The organism is Mesobacterium pallidum, assembly GCF_019966535.1.
GTDB lineage: Bacteria > Pseudomonadota > Alphaproteobacteria > Rhodobacterales > Rhodobacteraceae > Mesobacterium > Mesobacterium pallidum.
The window spans coordinates 559,631-578,764 of record NZ_JAIMID010000001.1 but is presented as its reverse complement, the minus strand read 5'-3'; the positions used below and the strand labels follow the sequence as shown (position 1 = coordinate 578,764).

The 19,134-nt window shown below is 69.4% G+C and carries 17 protein-coding genes and 1 riboswitch; of the genes, 8 read left to right on the top strand and 9 right to left on the bottom strand.

The genetic code is table 11. From position 1 onward, the window contains the following. Positions 1-51 precede the first annotated feature (51 nt). Both MF270_RS02620 and MF270_RS02615 read left to right on the top strand, forming a co-directional pair. Positions 52-1,299, top strand: coding sequence for a lipoprotein-releasing ABC transporter permease subunit (locus MF270_RS02620; RefSeq protein ID WP_238364338.1), 1,248 nt, complete (start codon positions 52-54; stop codon positions 1,297-1,299). Continuing rightward, on the top strand, positions 1,292-1,981 hold the full coding sequence (locus MF270_RS02615) for an ABC transporter ATP-binding protein (protein WP_238364287.1): 690 nt from the start codon (positions 1,292-1,294) through the stop codon (positions 1,979-1,981). The genes MF270_RS02620 and MF270_RS02615 overlap by 8 nt, the downstream gene beginning before the upstream one ends. Here MF270_RS02615 and MF270_RS02610 read toward each other — a convergent pair. After that, positions 1,969-2,649 (bottom strand): TIGR04283 family arsenosugar biosynthesis glycosyltransferase, encoded by a 681-nt coding sequence (locus tag MF270_RS02610; RefSeq protein ID WP_238364286.1) that lies wholly within the window; start codon positions 2,647-2,649, stop codon positions 1,969-1,971. The genes MF270_RS02615 and MF270_RS02610 overlap by 13 nt on opposite strands. Positions 2,650-2,706: 57 nt before the next feature. Between MF270_RS02610 and ygfZ the strand changes: the two genes are divergently transcribed. Together ygfZ and MF270_RS02600 are read left to right on the top strand one after the other, a co-directional pair. Then, positions 2,707-3,435, top strand: coding sequence for a CAF17-like 4Fe-4S cluster assembly/insertion protein YgfZ (ygfZ, locus tag MF270_RS02605; protein WP_238364285.1), 729 nt, complete (start codon positions 2,707-2,709; stop codon positions 3,433-3,435). After that, positions 3,423-4,220 (top strand): fructosamine kinase family protein, encoded by a 798-nt coding sequence (locus tag MF270_RS02600; RefSeq protein ID WP_238364284.1) that lies wholly within the window; start codon positions 3,423-3,425, stop codon positions 4,218-4,220. The genes ygfZ and MF270_RS02600 overlap by 13 nt, the downstream gene beginning before the upstream one ends. 73 nt (positions 4,221-4,293) lie before the next feature. Here the strand turns inward: MF270_RS02600 and murD are convergent, their stop codons facing one another. The 8 genes from murD to mraZ all read right to left on the bottom strand — a co-directional run bounded on the left by murD (position 4,294) and on the right by mraZ (position 13,692). After that, positions 4,294-5,700, bottom strand: a complete 1,407-nt coding sequence (murD, locus tag MF270_RS02595; RefSeq protein WP_238364283.1) for a UDP-N-acetylmuramoyl-L-alanine--D-glutamate ligase — start codon at positions 5,698-5,700, stop codon at positions 4,294-4,296. A gap of 244 nt (positions 5,701-5,944) precedes the next feature. Continuing rightward, positions 5,945-7,027, bottom strand: a complete 1,083-nt coding sequence (gene mraY, locus MF270_RS02590) for a phospho-N-acetylmuramoyl-pentapeptide-transferase (RefSeq protein ID WP_238364282.1) — start codon at positions 7,025-7,027, stop codon at positions 5,945-5,947. A 1-nt stretch (position 7,028) separates the two neighbouring features. After that, on the bottom strand, positions 7,029-8,474 hold the full coding sequence (locus MF270_RS02585; protein ID WP_238364281.1) for a UDP-N-acetylmuramoyl-tripeptide--D-alanyl-D-alanine ligase: 1,446 nt from the start codon (positions 8,472-8,474) through the stop codon (positions 7,029-7,031). Further along, positions 8,471-9,967, bottom strand: coding sequence for a UDP-N-acetylmuramoyl-L-alanyl-D-glutamate--2,6-diaminopimelate ligase (locus tag MF270_RS02580; RefSeq protein WP_238364280.1), 1,497 nt, complete (start codon positions 9,965-9,967; stop codon positions 8,471-8,473). The genes MF270_RS02585 and MF270_RS02580 overlap by 4 nt, the downstream gene beginning before the upstream one ends. An 85-nt stretch (positions 9,968-10,052) precedes the next feature. After that, the gene (locus MF270_RS02575; RefSeq protein WP_238364279.1) at positions 10,053-11,846 is read right to left on the bottom strand and encodes a peptidoglycan D,D-transpeptidase FtsI family protein; all 1,794 of its coding nucleotides are present in this window, start codon (positions 11,844-11,846) and stop codon (positions 10,053-10,055) included. Next, complete coding sequence (gene ftsL, locus MF270_RS02570; RefSeq protein WP_238364278.1) at positions 11,843-12,205, bottom strand: cell division protein FtsL; 363 nt, start codon at positions 12,203-12,205, stop codon at positions 11,843-11,845. Before ftsL ends, MF270_RS02575 begins: the two co-directional genes overlap by 4 nt. Further along, on the bottom strand, positions 12,202-13,191 hold the full coding sequence (rsmH, locus tag MF270_RS02565; RefSeq protein ID WP_238364277.1) for a 16S rRNA (cytosine(1402)-N(4))-methyltransferase RsmH: 990 nt from the start codon (positions 13,189-13,191) through the stop codon (positions 12,202-12,204). The genes ftsL and rsmH overlap by 4 nt, the downstream gene beginning before the upstream one ends. A 3-nt stretch (positions 13,192-13,194) precedes the next feature. Then, entirely contained in the window at positions 13,195-13,692 is a 498-nt protein-coding gene (gene mraZ / locus MF270_RS02560; RefSeq protein ID WP_238364276.1) for a division/cell wall cluster transcriptional repressor MraZ, read from the bottom strand. A 766-nt stretch (positions 13,693-14,458) separates the two neighbouring features. Continuing rightward, a riboswitch (cobalamin riboswitch) is annotated at positions 14,459-14,668 on the top strand. A 172-nt stretch (positions 14,669-14,840) separates the two neighbouring features. On the opposite strand from mraZ, the gene MF270_RS02555 reads away from it, so the two are divergent. The 4 genes from MF270_RS02555 (at position 14,841) to MF270_RS02540 (ending at position 19,132) form a co-directional block, all read left to right on the top strand. After that, a complete protein-coding gene (locus MF270_RS02555) occupies positions 14,841-16,604 on the top strand; it encodes a TonB-dependent receptor plug domain-containing protein (RefSeq protein ID WP_238364275.1) in 1,764 nt (587 codons plus the stop codon). Positions 16,605-16,680: 76 nt separating this feature from the next. After that, positions 16,681-17,400, top strand: a complete 720-nt coding sequence (locus MF270_RS02550) for an ABC transporter substrate-binding protein (protein ID WP_238364274.1) — start codon at positions 16,681-16,683, stop codon at positions 17,398-17,400. Then, positions 17,397-18,380: a FecCD family ABC transporter permease gene (locus tag MF270_RS02545; protein ID WP_238364273.1), complete on the top strand. Its 984-nt coding sequence runs from the start codon at positions 17,397-17,399 to the stop codon at positions 18,378-18,380. The genes MF270_RS02550 and MF270_RS02545 overlap by 4 nt, the downstream gene beginning before the upstream one ends. Beyond that, positions 18,380-19,132: an ABC transporter ATP-binding protein gene (locus MF270_RS02540; protein ID WP_238364272.1), complete on the top strand. Its 753-nt coding sequence runs from the start codon at positions 18,380-18,382 to the stop codon at positions 19,130-19,132. The genes MF270_RS02545 and MF270_RS02540 overlap by 1 nt, the downstream gene beginning before the upstream one ends. The last annotated feature ends 2 nt before the right edge of the window (positions 19,133-19,134 follow it).

Sequence of the window (19,134 nt, the reverse complement as noted above, 5' to 3'; positions counted from 1 at the left end):
ACCAGAGGCCCGGATGTGAGCAGCCCCGCCCCCTTTGCCCCCTTCGAATGGATGATCGCCTGGCGCTACCTGCGGGCGCGCCGCGCCGAGGGCGGCGTCAGCACGATGACCTGGATCAGCCTGATCGGTATCACCCTCGCGGTCTTCGCGCTTGTCGCAACGCTCGCCGTGCGCTCGGGCTTTCGCGCGGAATTCGTCGACACGATCCTGGGCGCCAACGCCCATGTGACGGTCTACAACGCCGCGCAGGTGGACGAATTCGGCCGCACCGACCGCACGATCCCGGACTATGCCGAGATGGCCGAGCGTCTGCGCGCCGTCCCCGGCGTCACCCGCGCCGCGCCGCTGGTGCGCGGCCAGGTCATGGCCAGCTACCAACAGCGCAATGCAGGGATCGAGATCTACGGGATCACGGCCGAGGACCTCTCCGGCATCCCCCGAATTTCCGAACCCGAAAGCCACGTCGGCCGGATCGAGGATTTCCCGAACGGCATCGCCATCGGCTCGGGCGTGGCGCGCGAGCTGGGGGTTACGGTGGGCGACCGCATCCGCATCATCTCGCCCAACGGGGTCAAGACGGCGCTGGGGACCAGCCCGCGCGTCAACGGCTACGAGGTCACCTATATCTTCACCGCCGGGCGCTACGACATCGACCGGACCCGCGCCTACCTGCCTTTCAAAGAGGCGCAAATCTTCTTCAATCGCGAGGAGGTAGCGGACGAGATTGAAGTGATGGTCGAAGAACCGGACGCGGTCGACGCCCTCGCCCTGCCGCTGATGCAGGCCGCCGGCGACCGGGGCCAGGTCTGGACCTGGCGCGATGCCAGCGGGTCCTTCCTGCGCGCGCTCGAGGTCGAGGACAACGTGATGTTCGTCATCATGGGCATCCTAGTGCTGATCGCTGCGATGAACATCGTTTCCGGCCTGATCATGCTGGTCAAGAACAAGGGCCGCGACATCGGCATCCTGCGCACCATGGGGCTGACCGAGGGCTCGATCCTGCGCGTCTTCTTCATCTGCGGCAGCTTCACCGGCCTCATCGGCACGGCCTGCGGCGTGGTGCTGGGCTGCCTTTTCGCCATCTACATCGACCCGATCTTTTCGCTGGTGAACTACGTGGCCGGCGGCGGCGTCTGGGACCCGTCGATCCGGGGGATCTATTCCATCCCCGCCAAGCTCGAGTCCGGCGACGTCATCTCGGCCGTGGTCCTGTCGCTGGGCCTGAGCTTCGTCGTGACGATCTTTCCCGCCCGCCGCGCGGCGCGGATGAACCCGGTGGAGGCGCTGCGCTATGAATGAGGTGCTGAAACTGAGCGGCGTTCAAAAGACCTACAACGCCGGCAAACCGAACGAGATCCGCGTGCTGCGCGGCATCGACCTGGCGCTGAAACCGGGCGAGGTCGTCGCCCTTGTCGCCCCCTCGGGCGCGGGCAAGTCGACTCTGCTGCACATCGCCGGCCTGCTCGACACGCCCGACGCGGGCACCGTCAGCTTTGTCGGCGAGGACATGACCGGCCTCGGCGACCGCCGCCGCACCCGGGCGCGGCGCGAGGATGTCGGCTTCATCTACCAGTTCCACCACCTGCTGCCCGAGTTCTCGGCGCTGGAGAACATCGTGCTGCCGCAGCTCGCGAATGGCGTGGCGCGCGGCGCGGCGGAAACCCGCGCCCGCGACCTGCTGACCCGCGTCGGTGTCGAGACCCGCGCCGATCATCGCCCTGCGGCGCTCTCGGGCGGCGAGCAGCAGCGCGTCGCCTTCTGCCGGGCCCTCGCGAACGCCCCGCGCCTGCTGCTGGCGGACGAGCCGACGGGCAACCTCGATCCCGAGACCTCGGACCGGGTGTTCGGGACACTGCTGGACCTCGTGCGCGACACCAGGCTGTCGGCGCTGATCGCCACGCATAACCTCGATCTGGCGGCGCGGATGGACCGGCAGCTGCGTCTGGACCAGGGCCAGCTGGTCGCCCATCAGCGCTCGTAGTCGCGCGCCAGCCGCTCGGGCGGAACGCCCATCGCATAACGCGCAAGTGTCCAGAGGTTCCGCGTCCCGCGCCGCAGCCAGCCCCCCTGCCGGTAGCGGCGGGCCGAGGTGACGGCCTCGGCCGCCAACATCTCGACGACGCCCAGGGCGCGCACCAGCGCCACGTCTTCCATCAGCGGCTGGTCGGGGTAGCCGCCCGCCGCGTCATAGGCGGCGCGGGGCAGCAGCAGGCCCTGGTCGCCATAGGGCAGCGCGAAGGCGCGGCTGCGCAGGTTGGCCCAGCCCGCGACAAGGCGCGCCGGCAGCCCGCCGCCGTCAAAGCGCAGCCGGAAACAGGCCGCCCCGGCGCCCGGCCGCTCGATATGGCGCAGCGCGGCCTCGGCCCAGCCCTCGGCCAGCACGGTGTCGGCATGCAGCACCAGCAGCCAGGCCCCGCCCGCCGCCGCGCAGCCGCGCCGCAGCTGGCCGCCGCGCCCCTTGGGGCCGCTGGCAACCGTCGCGCCCGCTGCCGTGGCCAGCCGCATGGTCTGGTCGGTCGAGCCGCCGTCCGTGACGATCAACTCGCGGATCAGCCCGGCCTGCAAGCCTTCGCCCAGCGCCGCCAAACACAGCGGCAACGCATCCGCGGCATTGAATGTCGGAATGATCACCGAAATCGGTGCGCGCATCTCTTTCCCCTTCGTCCCCGCGGCTCTATATCCGACTGAAACTCTTGGAGGAACCCCATGCGCCGCGTTCTCGCCCTGACCGGGCCCGACACGGAAGACTTCCTGCAGGACCTGGTGACCAATGATGTCGCCGGGCTGGACCGGGGCGCGGTCTATGCGGCCCTGCTGACGCCGCAGGGAAAGCTGATCGCCGACTTCTTCCTGATCCGCCGGGACGGGGCCGTGCTGATGGACCTGCCCGAGGACGTGGCCGACAGCGTGGCCATGCGGCTGACGATGTACAAGCTCCGCCGCGCCGTCTCGGTCGAGGAGAGCGGGCTGAAGGTGTCGCGCGGCACCGGCCCGGCCCCCGAGGGCGCCGTGGCCGACCCGCGCCACGCCACGCTGGGCTGGCGGCTTTACGGCGACGAGGAAGGCACCGAGGGCGTCGATTTCGACGCGCTCCGCGTGGCCGCCTGCGTGCCCGAATGGGGCAGCGAGCTGGGCCCCGACACCTTCATCCTCGAGGCAGGGTTCGACCGGCTGCACGGGGTGGATTTCCGCAAGGGCTGCTATGTCGGGCAGGAGGTCACCGCCCGGATGCACCACAAGACCGAACTGCGGAAGGGCTTCGTGACGGTCGAGGTGGAGGGCTCCGCGCCCGTCGGCACCGAGATCACCCGCGATGGCAAACCGGTCGGCACGCTGCACACCCAGGCCGGCGGCCGCGCCATCGCCTACCTGCGCTTCGACCGCACCGGCGCGGGCATGACGGCGGGCGAGGCAAGGGTGTCGTGGACCGGCTAGGCGCCGAAGCCCTGCTGGGCCGGCGGATCACCGGCCAGCGCCCGCTGCATGGCGGCGACCTGTCCGAGGTGACGCTTTGCACGCTCGACGATGGATCCCAAATGGTCGTCAAGACCGGCCCGTTGGTGGACCGCGAAGGCCGGATGCTTGAAGCCATGGCAGTCAGAGGCGCGCCGGTGCCACAGGTCCTGGGCCAGTCCGGCACGCTCCTGCTGATCGAAGCGCTGCCCGAAACCCGCCCCGCGCGCGACGGCTGGGCCAAGGTCAGTACGGCGCTGAAACACCTTCACGCGCTCGAGGGCACCGGCTATGGCTGGCCCGAGGACTACGCCTTTGGCAGCGTCGAGAGTCCCAACGGCGCCACCATCGACTGGCCCGGCTTCTGGGCCGAACGGCGGCTCCTGCCGTCCCTGCCCCACCTGCCCGCCTCCCTGCGTCCGCGGATCGAGGCGCTGGCCCGCGCCCTGCCGAACCTGCTGCCGCGCCGCCCCGCGCCGGCCTTGCTGCACGGTGACCTCTGGTCCGGCAACCTGCTTTTCACCGACGCCGGCCCCTACCTGATCGACCCGGCCTGCTACCACGGCGATGCCGAGGTCGACCTCGGCATGCTCCACCTCTTCGGCAGCCCGTCCGCCGATTTCCATGCCGCCTACGGCCCCCTGCCAGCCGGCTGGCAGGCGCGCCGCCCGGTCTACCAGCTCTGGCCTGCCCTGGTTCACCTGCGCCTCTTCGGCGCCGGCTACCAGGCGCTGGTCGAAAGATTGCTGACCACGACCGGCCACTGAACGCACGATCCCCTTCATCTTGCCAATTAAACTCCGGGGGGAGTCGCCGCAGGCGACGGGGGGCTGGCCCCCCTTACCCCGTTCCCAGCCGCGCGCGCAGGGTGGCGACGAAATCCTCGCCGCGTTTCTCGAAACTGTCGTACTGGTCGAAGCTCGCCGCCGCCGGGGCCAGCAGCACCGTGTCGCCAGGTTCGGCCTCGGCCACGGCCAGGTCGACTGCGCGGGCCATGGTGGTGCAGATCTCGGCCTCGATCCCCGGCAATTGCAAGGCAAAATGCGCGGCCTCGCGGCCGATGACATAGGCCTTGGCGACCTCGCCCAGCGAGTCGGTCAGGCCACCCAGCCCGCCTTCCTTTTCCAGCCCGCCACAGATCCAGCGGATGCGCTTGAAGGCGCGCAGGGCCATGCGTGCGCTGTCGACGTTGGTGGCCTTGGAATCGTTCACGTAGGTGACCCCGCCCGCCTCGGCCACGATCTGGCTGCGATGCGGCAGGCCGGCAAAGCTGGCGAACCCCGCCTCGATCTGCCGCGGCGCAAGGCCCACGGCGCGCAGCGCGGCATAGGCGGCGCAGGCGTTCTGGTGGTTGTGCGCGCCCGGCAGGCCCTTGATGGCGCGCAGGTCGATCGAGGCCACCTGCTTGCCCTTGCGTCCCTCGGACAGGAATCCCTTGCGGGCGGACACCGTCCAGCCCGGCCCGGCGAACTTCTGCCCCGAACTGATGCGGATCACCCGGTCGTCGCCGGGCCCTTCCATCAGCTGGTTGGCGAGGAACCGCCCCTCGTCCTCGTCCACGCCGATCACGCAGCGGTCCGGGCCCCCTTCGGCAAAGAGCCGCCGCTTGGCCGCGAAATAGCCGCCCTTGCCGGCGTGGCGGTCCAGGTGGTCAGGCGTGAGGTTGGTCAGCACGGCCACGTCCGGGGTCAGCGCGCGGGCGAGCTCGGTCTGGTAGGAGCTGAGCTCGAGCACCACCACCTCGCCGTCACGGGCCGGGTCGATGTCGAGCACGCCGCGCCCGATGTTGCCCGCCAGTTGGGTCGGCCGGCCCGCGCTTTGCAGAACGTGGTGGATCAGCGCCGATGTGGTGGACTTGCCATTCGATCCAGTGACGGCGATCACGCGGGGCATGGTGTCGAAGCTGTCCCAGTCCTCGGTCGCGAAGGAGCGGAAGAAGAGCCCGATGTCGTTGTCCACCGGCACGCCAGCCGCCCAGGCCGCCGCGATATGCGGGTTCGGCGCGGGGTAGAGATGCGGGATACCGGGCGAGGTGATGAGGGCCGTGACATCCTCCAGCGCGCCGGGGCGGGAGAGGTCGCGGGTCTCGAAGCCCTCGGCCTCGGCCTTGTCGCGGGCGGCCGGGTTGTCGTCCCAGCAGAGCGGCGCCGCCCCGCCCTCGCGCAGGGCCCGCGCCGTGGCGAGGCCCGAGCGGCCGAGTCCCAGGACGGCGATCGTCGCGCCTGCGTAACCTTGAACCGGAATCATGTCTGCCCCTTCGTTGCGTGCCTGGCTTGTGGGTCGCAGCGGGGGCCAGCCCCCGCACCCCCGAGGTATTTTTGAAACAATGAAGGACCGGGGGGGTCCGTGTTCATGCCCCCAGCGCTAGACGAGAACGGTGGACTTGGGAAGGGGGACGGTTGGGCCGGGAGGCGCCTCGGGGCCGCGCGCTAGCGCGGGTTCGAGGTCACGATGGGCGCGCGGCACGCGCGCGCCGCTGGATCGGTCCGGATCAGCGGACCTTGAGGGTGGCGAGGCCGATCATGGCGAGGATCAGCGACACGATCCAGAAGCGGATCACGATCTGCGGCTCGGCCCAGCCGCGTTTCTCGAAATGGTGGTGGATCGGGGCCATCAGGAAGACCCGCTTGCCCGTGCGCTTGAAGTAGAGCACCTGGATGATGACCGACAGCGCCTCGACCACGAAGAGGCCGCCGACGATGCCCAGCACGATCTCGTGCTTGGTGGCCACCGCGATGGCGCCAAGGCCGCCGCCGAGGGCCAGCGAGCCGGTGTCGCCCATGAAGACCGCCGCGGGCGGGGCGTTGTACCACAGGAACCCCAGGCCGCCGCCGATGAGGCCGGCGGTGAAGATCAGGATCTCGCCCGTGCCCGGCACGTAGTGGACGTCGAGGTAGTCGGTGAAGTCGACCCGGCCCACGGCATAGGCGATCACGCCCAGCGTGCCGGCGGCGATCATCACCGGCATGATGGCCAGCCCGTCCAGCCCGTCGGTCAGGTTCACCGCATTGGCCGCGCCGACGATCACGATCATCGCGAAGGGCACGAAGAGGAAGCTGGCGTTCAGCAGGTATTCCTTGAACACCGGGAAGGCGATTCCCCATTGCAGCTCGGCCGGGTGCAGCCAGGTCGCCCAGAGCGCCGCCCCCGCCGCGATGGCAAAGCCGATGGCGAGGCGCAGTCTCGACGAGAGGCCAGCCACGGTCTGCTTGGACACCTTGGCGTAATCGTCCAGGAACCCGATCAGCGCGAAGGCCAGCGTGACCAGCAGCACCATCCAGACAAAGCCGTTGTCGAGCCGCGCCCAGAGCAGCGTCGATGTCGTCAGCGCCCCCACGATCAGCAGCCCGCCCATGGTGGGCGTGCCGGCCTTGGCAAAGTGGGTCTCGGGGCCGTCGGTGCGGATCGGCTGGCCCTTGCCCTGCTTGCGGCGCAGCACGTTGATCAGCGGCGGCCCGAACAGGAAGCCGAAGATCAGCGCCGTCATGAAGGCCCCGCCCGCGCGGAAGGTGATGTAGCGGAAGAGGTTGAAGAAGTCCCCGCCATCGCTGAGCGCGGTCAGCCAATACAACATGTCAATCGTCCCCTGGTCCGGTCTGGCGCGGGCCTTGGCCCAATTTTCGGATCGCGTCAACCACGGCCGCCAGACCCGTGGACAGCGATCCCTTGACCAGCACCACGTCGCCCGCGTCGAGATCGCTGCGCAACCCGGCAGCCATTTCGCGCGCGGTTTCGCACCAGCGCCCGCGCTTTTCCCGCGGCAGCGCGTCGTGAAGCGCCTTCATCAGCGGGCCGACCGCGTGGATGCGGTCGATCTTCCGGGTCGCCTCGAGCGCGGCGAGGCGCGCGTGCAGGGCGACCGCGTCCGAGCCCAATTCCTTCATGTCGCCGAGGTAGGCGATGCGCCGCCCCTGCCCCACGCGGCCGATGTCGTTGGTCACCTCGGCCGCCGCCAGCACCTCGAGAGAGGCGGCCATGGAGACCGGGTTGGCGTTGTAGCTGTCGTCGATCAGCTCGAGGCATTGCGAGGTCTCGACCGGGTCCATCTGGATCTTTTCGCGCGCGCCGCGGCCCGCGACCGGCACCCATTGGCCGAGATCGGCCAGCAGCAGCGCGCGGTCAAGGTGCAGCACCTGCGCCATGGCCACCACCGCCAGCGCGTTGACGGCAAAGTGCCGCCCCGCGGCCTGCACCTTGTAGAGGACCGGCGTGCGCCAGGCGCGCGCCTCGGCCACCGTGGTCTGGTCCACCAGCCGGACCGAGACCAGCCGGTGGTGATTGCCCGGCCGCTCGCCAAAGCTGACGATCTTCGCGCCGCGCGCCCGGGCGGCGTCGAAAAGGATGGGCGAGACCTCGAGGTCGCCGTTCAGCACCGCCACCCCGCCCGGTTCGAGCCCGTCGCAGATCGCGGCCTTCTCGGCGGCGATCCCGGCGAGCGAGCCGAAGGCCTCCATATGCGCGGCGCCCACGTTGGTCACGATGGCCACGTGCGGCCGGGCCATCTGCGCCAGCGGTGCGATTTCTCCCGGGTGGTTCATGCCGATCTCGATGACGGCAAAGCGGCTGTCGGCGGGCATCCGGGCCAGCGTCAGCGGCACGCCCCAGTGGTTGTTGTAGCTGGCGACGCTGGCATGGGTCTTGCCCTGGCCCGAAAGTGCCGCGCGCAGCATTTCCTTGGTCGAGGTCTTGCCGACCGATCCGGTGACGGCGATCACCTTGCCGGTCATCCGGGCCCGGCCCGCGCGCCCAAGGTCCTCGAGCGCGGCCTGTACGTCGGGCACGATCAGCAGCGGCGCGGTCGTGTCCAGCCCCTCGGGGATTCGCGAGACCAGCGCGGCGCCCGCGCCCTTATCCAGCGCCTGGGCGACGAAATCGTGCCCGTCGCGGGCGGCGGTCAGGGCGACGAAAAGATCGCCCTTCTGGATCGTGCGGGTGTCGATCGACAGGCCATCGCAGGCCCAGTCTGTGGTCGCGCGCCCGCCCGTCGCCGACGCGGCATCGGCCGCCGCCCAAAGGCTCATGCGAGGCCCCCGTCCAGCGCGGAGACGGCCACGCTGGCCTGTTCCACGTCGTCGAACGGGTAGACTGTGTCGCCCACCACCTGGCCCGATTCGTGCCCCTTGCCCGCGATCAGCAGCGCGTCGCCGGGGCCAAGCGCGTCGACGCCGCGCAGGATCGCCTCGGCCCGGTCGGCGACCTCGATCACCTGCTCGCCCCCCGAGGTGCCCGCCAGCACGGCGGCGCGGATCGCGGCCGGGTCCTCGCTGCGGGGGTTGTCGTCGGTGACGATGACCATGTCGGCGTGGTAGCTTGCCGCCTCGCCCATCAGCGGGCGCTTGGTGGTGTCGCGATCGCCCCCGGCGCCGATGATCGCCACCAGCCGGCCCATCACGTGCGGGCGCAGCGCGCGCAGGGCCGTGGCCACCGCGTCGGGCGTATGGGCGTAATCGACAAAGACCGCCGCGCCGTTCTGGCGCGTCGCGGCATGCTGCATCCGGCCGCGCACGGTGACGAGGCTGGGCAGCACCTCGAAGACGCGGTCCGGGTCGTCCCCGGCGCCGATGACCAGCCCGGCGGCCAGCAGCACGTTTTCCGCCTGGAAGCCGCCGATGAGGTTCAGCCGCACCTGGTGGCTGGCGCCCTGCCAGTCGAACCGCAGCTCTTGCCCCGTCGCGTCAAACCGCTGGGTGCCGATGCGCAGGTCTGCATTGGGGCCATGGCCGACACGGATCACCTCCTGCCCGCGCAGGGTGGCGATGCTTGCCATGTCTTCGCCCTTGGGGTCGTCGATGTTGATGACGGCCACGCCGTCTTCGGGCAGCACCCGGTCGAACAGGCCCGCCTTGGCGTCGAAATAGGCCTCGAAGCTTTCGTGGTAATCAAGGTGGTCCTGGGTGAAATTCGTGAACCCCGCCGCCGCCAGGTGCACCCCGTCAAGCCGCCGCTGGGCGAGCCCGTGCGAGGATGCCTCCATCGCCGCATGGGTGATGCCGGCGCCCGCGGCCTCGGAGAGGGCGCGGTGCAGGGTGATCGGCTCGGGCGTGGTGTGATGCAGCGGGGCAGACCAGGCGCCCTCGATCCCGGTGGTGCCGAGGTTGATCGCCTCTTCGCCCAGCAGGGTCCAGATCTGCCGGGCAAAGGTCGCGACGGAGGTCTTGCCGTTGGTGCCGGTGACCGCGATCATGGTCTCGGGCTGGGCGCCGAACCACAGCGCGGCGGCGCCCGCCAGCGCGGCGCGCGGGTCCTCGGCCACGACCACGGCAACGTCGCCGTCCAGTTCGGCCACCATGGCGGCGCCCACGGAATCGGTGAGAATCGCCACCGCCCCGTCGGCGATGGCCCCTTCGGCAAAACGCGCGCCATGCACCTTGGTGCCCGGCAGCGCGGCAAAAAGGGTGCCGTCCCGTACCTCTCGGCTGTCCACGGCCAGGCCCGAGACGCGCGGGTTGCGCCCACCGCGCGCCGTAAGGCCCAGTTCGGACAAGGTCTTGGTCTTTGCGCTTGCGCTGGTCATCCGCCGGTCCCCGCTCTGGTCTGGCTGGCCCGTTCGGCCCGCGGGTGCAGGCCCCGCAGGGCCATGCAGGCCGACGGGTCCGGGCCTAGTTGCTTGTCAGCGTTATACCAGCCAGTTCGCCCGGTTCAATCTCGGGCCGCAATCCCAGCAGTGGCGCAATGCGGGTGATCATCTCGGCGGCGACCGGAACGGCCGTCCAGCCGGCGGTGCGGCGCGGCTCTGACCCCGAGGTTTCGACCGGCTCGTCGAGCGTGACGATCAGCACGTATTTCGGGTCATAGGCCGGGAACATGGTGGCGAAAGTTGCGATCACCTTGTCCTTGTAATAGCCGCCGCCGCGCGGCTTGGGCTTGTCGGCGGTCCCGGTCTTGCCGGCAACGGCATAGCCCGGCACCTCGCCAAAGCTCGCCGTGCCCTCGGTCACCACCTTGCGCAGCATGGCGCGGCTGCGCGCCGCGACCTCGGGGCGCATCACGCGCGTGCCCTCCTGCGGGGCGGCCTGTTTCAGCAGCGTCGGCTTGATCATCCGCCCGCCGTTGGCAATGGCGGCATAGCCCGTCGCCAGGTGCAGCGGCGTGGCCGACATGCCGTGACCATAGCTGATGGTCATGGTCGACAGCTCGGACCAGTTCGGCGGCAGCAGGGGCTGGCCGCCCTTGGCCTCGAGCATCTCGAGCGGGGTCGGCTGGAACAGTCCGAGGCTTTCGAGGAAGTCCTTCTGCCGGTCCACGCCGATCATCTGCGCGATCCGCGCCGTCCCGATGTTCGAGCTTTTGACGATCACGGTCGTGGCGCTCAACTCGTTGCCGTAGTTGTGGAAATCCCGGATCCGGTGCTTGCCCCAGGTCAGCGGGCCGCGGGTGTCGATCATCGTGTCGGGGTTCACGAGACCCAGCTCCATCGCCTGGGCGACGGCAAAGATCTTGAAGGTCGAGCCCAACTCGTAGACCCCCTGCACCGCGCGGTTGAAGAGCGGGCTGTCGTCCTGCGTCTGGCCATCCCCGGCCACCGGCGGGCGGGGCCGGTCGTTGGGGTCGAAGTCAGGCAGCGAGGCGAGGCTCAGCACCTCGCCCGTATGCACATCCATCAGCACCGCCGCCGCGCCCTTGGCGTTCAGCAGCTTCATCCCGCCGTAAAGCACCCGCTCGACCGCGGCCTGGACTGTCAGGTCGATCGACAGCTCGAGCGGGGCGCCGTTGTTGGCCGGATCGCGCAGGAAATCATCGAAGGTCTTTTCGACCCCCGCCACGCCGATCACCTCGGCCGCGTGCACGCCCTCGCGCCCGAAACTGGCGCCGCCCAGGATGTGCGAGGCCAGCGCGCCGTTGGGATAAAGCCGCATCTCGCGCGGACCAAACAGCAGCCCGGGCGAGCCGATGTCATGCACGGCCTGGTATTGCTCGGGGCTGATCTTTTTCTTGATCCAGACGAATTTCCGCCCGCCGGTGAACTGCTTGGCCAGGGTCTCTTCGTCGAGGTCGGGGAAAACGCGGGCCAGCTCCTTCGCGGCGCGCAGCGGTTCGATCATGTGCTGCGGCTGGGCGTAAAGCGAATAGGTGTCCATGTTGGTGGCCAGGATCCGCCCGCGCCGATCCACGATGTCGGACCGCTGCGCCAGGATCGACGCGCCGCTCGCCACGGTGACCGGCTCGGCCGGTTCCGACGCCGCCAGAAGGCCCATGCGCGCGCCGACCGCGCCGTAGGCCACGACAAAGGCCAGCGCCAGCACCAGCAGGCGGCTTTCGGCCCGCATCCGCAGCTTGTCGCGCATCTGCTCGTGGCGGATGCGGATGTTCTCGCGCTCGATCGCGTCCGGGTTCTCGCCCTTGGCTCGGGCATCGAGGATGCGCGCCAGCGGGCGCAGGGGCGTGCGGATCATTCGGTCACCTCTGCGTCTGCGTTCATCGAGGTCAGGTCGATGGGTTCCAGGATCGGGCCCAGCTCTTCGACCGGCGAGGGAAAGGCCACCTGGTCGACGCGGCCGAACTGGTCGGGACGCAGCGGCAAGAGGCCAAGGTCAGGAAAGTTCAGCCCCGCCAGCTCGCGCAGCCGGTCGGGGCGGTTGAGGTAGGCCCATTCGGCCCGCAGCACGCCCAGCTCGCCCCGGGTCGCGCCGATCTCCTGGCGCAGGTCGCGCACCTCGTCCAGTGCGGCCTGGGTCTGGTAATTCTCGCGGTAGGCCCAGAAGGCCAGCGCCATCACCGCAAGCGCCGTCATCACGTAAAGCATCGACTTCATTTGCGTTTTCCCCCTGTCATCTGCGGCATCCCCAGGTCTTTCGGCTCGACCGCGCCGGCCGGCGCGCTCGTGCGCCGCGCCACCCGCAGCCGGGCCGACCGGGCGCGCGGGTTCATCGCGATCTCGTCATCGTCCGGGCCGACGGCCTTGCGCGTCACCAGCTCGAAGACGGCCGGATCCTCGTCCAGTTCGGGGGCGTAGCGGTTGGCCCGCCCGCCCTTGTTGGCGCGCGCCTGCATGAAGCGCTTGACCATCCGGTCCTCGACCGAGTGGAAGGTCACGACGGCCAGCTGCCCGCCGGGTTTCAGCGCGCGCTCGGCCGCCATGAGGCCCTGCCAGAGCTCGCCATATTCGTTGTTCACCGCGATCCGCAGCGCCTGGAAGCTGCGCGTCGCCGGGTGCGACTGGCCGGGCTTGGGGCGCGGCAGGCAGGATTCGACGATGTCGGCCAGTTGCTTGGTCGTGGTCAGCGGGCGGGCTTTCACGATGGCACGGGCGATGCGGCGCGAGGCACGCTCTTCGCCGTAATGGTATAGGATATCGGCCAGTTCGGCCTCGTCCGCCGTGTTGACGATATCGGCGGCGCTTTCGCCCTGCTGGCTCATCCGCATGTCCAGCGGCCCGTCCTTCATGAAGGAAAAGCCCCGCTCGGCCAGGTCAATTTGCATGGACGACACGCCCAGGTCCAGCACCACGCCATCGAGGTCGGACCCGTAGTCGTCCAACCGGGAGAACGTGCCCTCGACCAATTCCAGCCGGTCGCCGTAGTCGCCGGCCCAGGGCGCGGCCATCTGGTGCGCCAGCGGGTCGCGGTCGACGCCGATGACCTTGGTGGCCCCGGCCTCGAGCAGGCCGCGCGCATAGCCCCCGGCCCCGAAGGTGCCGTCAAGCCAGGTGCCGGTGATGGGCGCGCAGGTGGCCAGGATGGACCCAAGCAGCACCGGAACATGGGGGGCGCCGGAGGGGGAGGTTTCGGCGGCCGACATGGGTCAGGCCCCCGTCGGCAGCAGCGAGAGCGGATCGAAATCCGGCCCCATCTCGTCGAGGAAGGCGGCATCCTCGGCCGCGTCCAGCTCTTCGTAGGTGCTGCGGTTCCAGATCTCGAAATGGTCACCCATCGCGACCATGGCGCATTCGCCCTCGAGCCCGATCTGTTCACGCCGCTCTTTCGGCAGCACGATCCGGCCGTCGCGGTCGATCTCGGTCTCCCAGGACTTGGACAGGATCATGCGCGACAGGCGCTTGCGCTGCTCGCTGCCGCGGGGCATCGACGTGATGCCGGCCTCGATCTCGGCCATCGCCTCGATCGTGTAGGCCTGCAGGTAATTCTTGAGATGAGGCCCGTAGAGCACGACCACGCGGGGGTTCGGATGCTCGGGGTAGCGCGGATCGCCTTCCTCCAGAACGCGACGAAAATCGGCGGGGATCGACATGCGTCCCTTGCCGTCAACCTTCTGGTTGAATTCGCCTCTGAAGTTCAGACCCACTGTCCCGCGGACCTCTTGTCTTGTCCCCCACCGGTTGGCGCATCACCCGACCCTTGGAAAAGGAAACGGCGGATAGGACTGCTGCCACTGTCCTATCCGCCGCCCTCGTCCCGCTGAGCGGGGTGTCCGACTGCGCGCGCCACCTGGGGGGATGTCTGCTCGCCCGCGCGCCGGATCTCTTGGTTCGATGAAAGCGGGTGCCTGTATGAAACCTGACTTGGGAGTTCTTTTTCGGGGTTCTTTGTTGCCCCTGTATCCCGTCCTCATCGTGGTTAAATGTTTGCCATGGGAATTCATGGTAATCAACGGTTTTCTTGACACCTCCAACCCCAGATCCTGTTCTCCACAGGGTTATCAAACAACATCTAGGGCCTAATTTGGTCAGGTTTGGGCCAAGTATAGTTAACAGACCCGTGATCACGTCTACATGTGGTGGAATAAATTTCTGCCCGTGAAGTACCAAAAAATCCCAAAAAACTTATCCACACCCCCCCTGTGGAGGCCACTTTCGAAGGCGTTCTGGCATTGGGAAGCCTCCGGATTCAAGGGAAATCGCCGGAATCGCGCCGCCGTGATTCGTCGTGAGTGCCATGATATCCCGGAAGTTCCATGAATTCCCGGGAGTGCCATGGTTTCCCGGCCGCAACACCGGCCTGACCCAGACCGACTCGTTCGCGACCCGGTTTTTCCCGACCAAACGCGGCACTTTGGTCGCGCCAGGCCTGTTTCGGTCGCTTTCGGGCCTTGATCCGACTCGCCGCCGGCCCTAGTGAGGCCCCACTTCGGTCCGGACCCCATTGGGGCCGGATAATAGGGAACTGCGGTGCGCTAGGGGTCTGTCCCGGCAAATCCGCGACTGCCCCCGCAACTGTGAGCGGCGAGCGACCCCGGCACATGCCACTGTGGGAGACCATGGGAAGGCCCGGGGAAGCGCGGACCCGCAAGTCAGGAGACCTGCCGAGGTGATCACCCTTACCCTTGCACGGGGCGTGCACGGGTTGCGGACGTTCCGTCGCGGTGGCACTTCAACCGGCCGGCGCGGACCCTTTGCCCCGGCCACCACGACACGCGCATCCCGCGGCCCGGACCGGTCGCGACGGGGGACATATATAATGAAACACGCGCTTACTCCGATTGCCGCCCTGCTGATGAGCACCGCCCTGGTGTCCGCACAGGAGGTGATCGATGCCGGTGAAGGCATCGTCTACGTGAACCTCGGCCCCGTGGCGGCCGGCGCCTCGGGCGCAGCCGTCACCGTGCTGACCGAGGATGACCTGGCCGAGGGCGGCACCGAGCCGCTGACCGCAAAGCTGGCCAAGGTGCCCGGCATCAGCATCCGCACCCAGGGGCCCGTCGGCACCCAGGCCGGGATCACCATCCGCGGCGTCAACCAGAACAACATCGCCGTGCGGTTCGACGGGATCGACATCTCGGACCCGACCGGCCCGCAGGTGGCCTACAACTTCGGCACGCTGGTCAGTTCCTCTGTCGGCCGCATCGACGTGCTGCGTGGGTCCGAATCGGCGATCTGGGGCTCCGAGGCGATCGGCGGCGCCGTGCTGATGCAGTCCAAGCGCGCCAGCGGCGAAGGCACAGAGATCGAGGGCGGGCTGGAGATCGGCAGCTACAACACCCGCTCGGCCGACCTGGCCATCGCCTCCCGCGCCGGCCGGCTTGACCTGTCCTTCGGCGTGCAGCGCTACCAGACCGACGGCTTCTCGGCCTATGACGAGAACCTGCTCACCAACGCCGAACCCGACGGCGCCGAGCAGACCCGCGCCAACCTCTATGTCGGCTACGACGTGACCGACACCACGCGGATCGAGCTGTCGGGCTTTGTCGCCGACACCTTCGCCGAGTACGACACCTCGGCCGGCGACAACCTGGTCAACACGCAGGACATGCGGCAGCGCGCCGGCCGGCTGGCCTTTGTGCAGGGCTTCGGCGGGGCCGAGCTGACCGCCAGCTTCAGCCGGATGGAGCTGGACCGGACCGAGATGTCCATGTTCGGCCCCTTCACCACCGAGGGCGCGCGGGACGAGGCCGACATCCGCCTTGCCTTCTCGCCGACCGACACCACCGATGCCACCATCGGCGCCAGCCGCACGACGGAAGCCTACGCGGACAATTTCGGCTCGGATTACGAGAACAGCGTGGACAGCCTTTATGCCGAGGTGATCCAGGAATTCGGCGCCGCCACCGTCACCGGCAACCTGCGCCGCGACGAGCATTCGGCCTATGGCACGAACTGGTCGGGCCGCCTGGCGCTGGCCTATGACCTGGGCAATGGCACCACCCTGCGCAGCGCCTATGGCACCGGCTACCGGGCCCCGTCTAACTACGAGCTTTACAGCCCGTGGGAAGGCGATCCGACCCTCCAGGTCGAGCAGAGCCGCAGCTTCGACATCGGGCTGGAAAAGGACTACGGCGCGGGCAGCGTGTCGGTCACCGCCTTCGCGCTCGAGGCCGAGGACGTGATCGCCTACACCTTTGCCTCCGGCTATTTCCAGGCGCCGGGCACGGTCACGCGCCGGGGTCTCGAGATCGCGACCGACTGGAGCTTTGCGAACGGGACCGAGCTGACCGGCGCCTATACCTATGTCACGACCGGCGGCAGCGCCGTGCTTGACCCCTCGGTCGGCTGGAGCACGGCCGTCCCGGCGCATCAGCTCGCCCTTGGCGTCGCGCATGACTACGGCAAGACCACCGTGCGCGCCGACATGCTGGCCGCGCTCGACCGCCCTGGCCTCGACGATTACGCCGTGTTCAACCTTGGCGCGGAATACGAGGTGAACGACACCATGACCGCCTACGTCCGGGTCGAGAACGTCTTCGACACCGAATACCAGACGGTCCCGGGATACGGCACGTCCGACCGGGCGGCCTTCTTCGGCTTCCGTGTCTCGAACTAGGATCATATCCTGTCTCGCGGCCCTGGCGGTTTCCGCCGGGGCCGCGATTGCGGACGCGCCCGGGCGCGTCGTCAGCATGAATCTCTGCACCGACCAGCTGGCGATGCTGGTGGCCGCCCCCGGCCAGCTGGTCGCCGTCTCGGAACTTGGCCGCGATCCGCACCTGTCGGCCATGGCCGAGGCGCGCCCCGAGATCCCCACCCACGGCTCGCAAGCCGAAGAGATCTTCGCCCTTCGCCCCGACCTGGTCATCGCCGGCAGCTTCACCGCCCGCCCGGCGGTCGAGATGCTCAAGCGCCTCGGCCTGCGAGTCGTGGACATGCCACCCGAGCAGACGCTGGACGATGTCGCCGCCCACCTGCGCGAGATGGGCCGCCTGCTGGGGCAGGAGTCGCGCGCCGAAGAGCTGGCGAGCAGGTTCGAATCCGACCTTGCCGCGCTGACTGTCCCTGCCGCCACGCCCCGCCCGCAGGCCGTCGTCTACGGCCCCAACGGCTATTCCGCCGGGCCCAATTCGCTGGCGGGCCAGGTGCTCGAGCTCGCCGGCTACGACAACCTCGCCGCCAAGCTGGGCCTCAGCTGGGGCGGACAGATCCCGCTGGAACGGCTGATCATGGCCGAGCCGGACCTGATGATCACCGGCGGCCGCTACGCTGGCGGCTCGCGGTCCGAGGCGCTGCTGGATCACCCCGCGCTTTCCGCAATCCCGCGCGCCCGCGTGCCCGAGGGGTCATGGTCCTGCGGCACTCCTTATATATTAGGTGCCATCCGCGCGCTCAGCGAGGCGCGGCCATGACCCGCCTGCTGCTGCCCGCGCTGGCGCTGCTGGTCGCCCTGCTGTTCGTCGCCTCGCTGACGATCGGCTACACGCCGGCCGGGCTGGGCGAGAGCCTGGCGGCGCTCGGCACCGGCGACGGCCCGCTGGGGCTGGTGATGCGCGAAATCCGCCTGCCCCGCGCCCTTCTGGGCGTGATGATCGGGCTCTCGCTTGGCCTCGCGGGCGCCGCGATGCAAGGCTACCTGCGCAACCCACTGGCCGAGCCGGGGATCGTCGGCATCTCCTCCGCCGCAGCCCTTGGCGCCGTGTTGTCGATCCAGCTGGGGCTTTCCGCCGCCTTCCCGTTGATCCTGCCCGCCGCCGCGCTTGGCTTTGCCGCGCTGGCCGTGGGGCTGGTGCTGATGCTGGCCGGCCCTCGTGGCGGGTCGATCACGCTGATCCTCGCGGGCATCGCCGTCTCGGCCCTCGCCGGCGCGCTGACCTCGCTGGTGCTGAACCTCTCGCCCAACCCCTATGCGACCTACGAGATCGTGTTCTGGATGCTCGGGTCCCTGTCGGATCGGTCCTTCACCCATGTCTGGATTGCCCTGCCCTTCATGGTCGTCGGCTGGGGGCTGCTGCTGACGCTGGGCCGCGGCCTCGACGCGCTGACGCTGGGCGAGGACGCGGCCGAGGCGATGGGCGTCTCGCCCCGCCGGATGCGCCTGTTGCTGGTGCTAGGCACCGCCGCCTGCGTCGGCGCGGCGACGGCCGTGGCCGGGGCCATCGGCTTCGTCGGCCTCGTGGTGCCGCACCTCTTGCGCCGCGCGGTCGGCGCCCGCCCCTCGGCCCTGCTGCCCGCCTCCGCGCTTGGCGGGGCCGCGCTGGTGCTGGCCGCCGACGTGGCCGTACGGCTGGTCGTGCCCGACCGCGACCTCAAGCTCGGCGTGGTCATGGCGCTGATCGGCGCGCCGCTGTTCCTGCACCTCATCCGCCGCACGCGGGGGGAGGTGCTGTGATGTTGACCCTCGACGCCCTCACCGTCCGGCGCGGCACCTGCCCGGTGGTCGATTCCGTTTCGCTGACCGTCGGCAAGGGAGAGTTCATCGGCCTCATCGGCCCCAACGGAGCGGGCAAGACGACGCTGATGCGCGGCGCCCTCGGGCTACTGCCGGCCGAGGGGCAGTCGTCGCTCGCCGCCCTGCCCGTGGCCGAACGCGCCCGCCAGGTCGCCTGGATGCCGCAAGCGCGCGAGATCGCCTGGCCGGTCAGCGTGGAAACTGTCGTCGCCCTGGGCCGCACGCCCTGGCTGCCCCGCGGTGGCCGCCCCCGCCCCGAGGACCGCGCCGCCGTCGACATGGCCCTTGCGCGCATGGGGCTGGAGGCGTTCCGCGACCGCATCGCCACCCGGCTCTCGGGCGGCGAACAGGCCCGCGTGCTGATCGCCCGCGCCCTGGCGCAGGACACGCCGCTCTTGATGGCGGACGAACCCATCGCCGGGCTCGACCCCGCCGCGCAGATCGCCACGATGGAGGCCTTCGCCACCCTCGCCGCCGAGGGTCACACGATCATCGCCGCGCTGCATGACCTGGGCCTCGCCGCCCGTCATTGCTCGCGCCTGGTGGTCATGGCCCGGGGCCGGAAAGAGGCGGATGGCACCCCGCAAGAGGTGCTGACGCCGGACCTGCTGGCCCGCGCCTTCGGCCTGCGCGCGCATTTCAGCGACGGCCCCGACGGGCCGATCTTTCAACCGCTTTCCGTATTAGGATGATT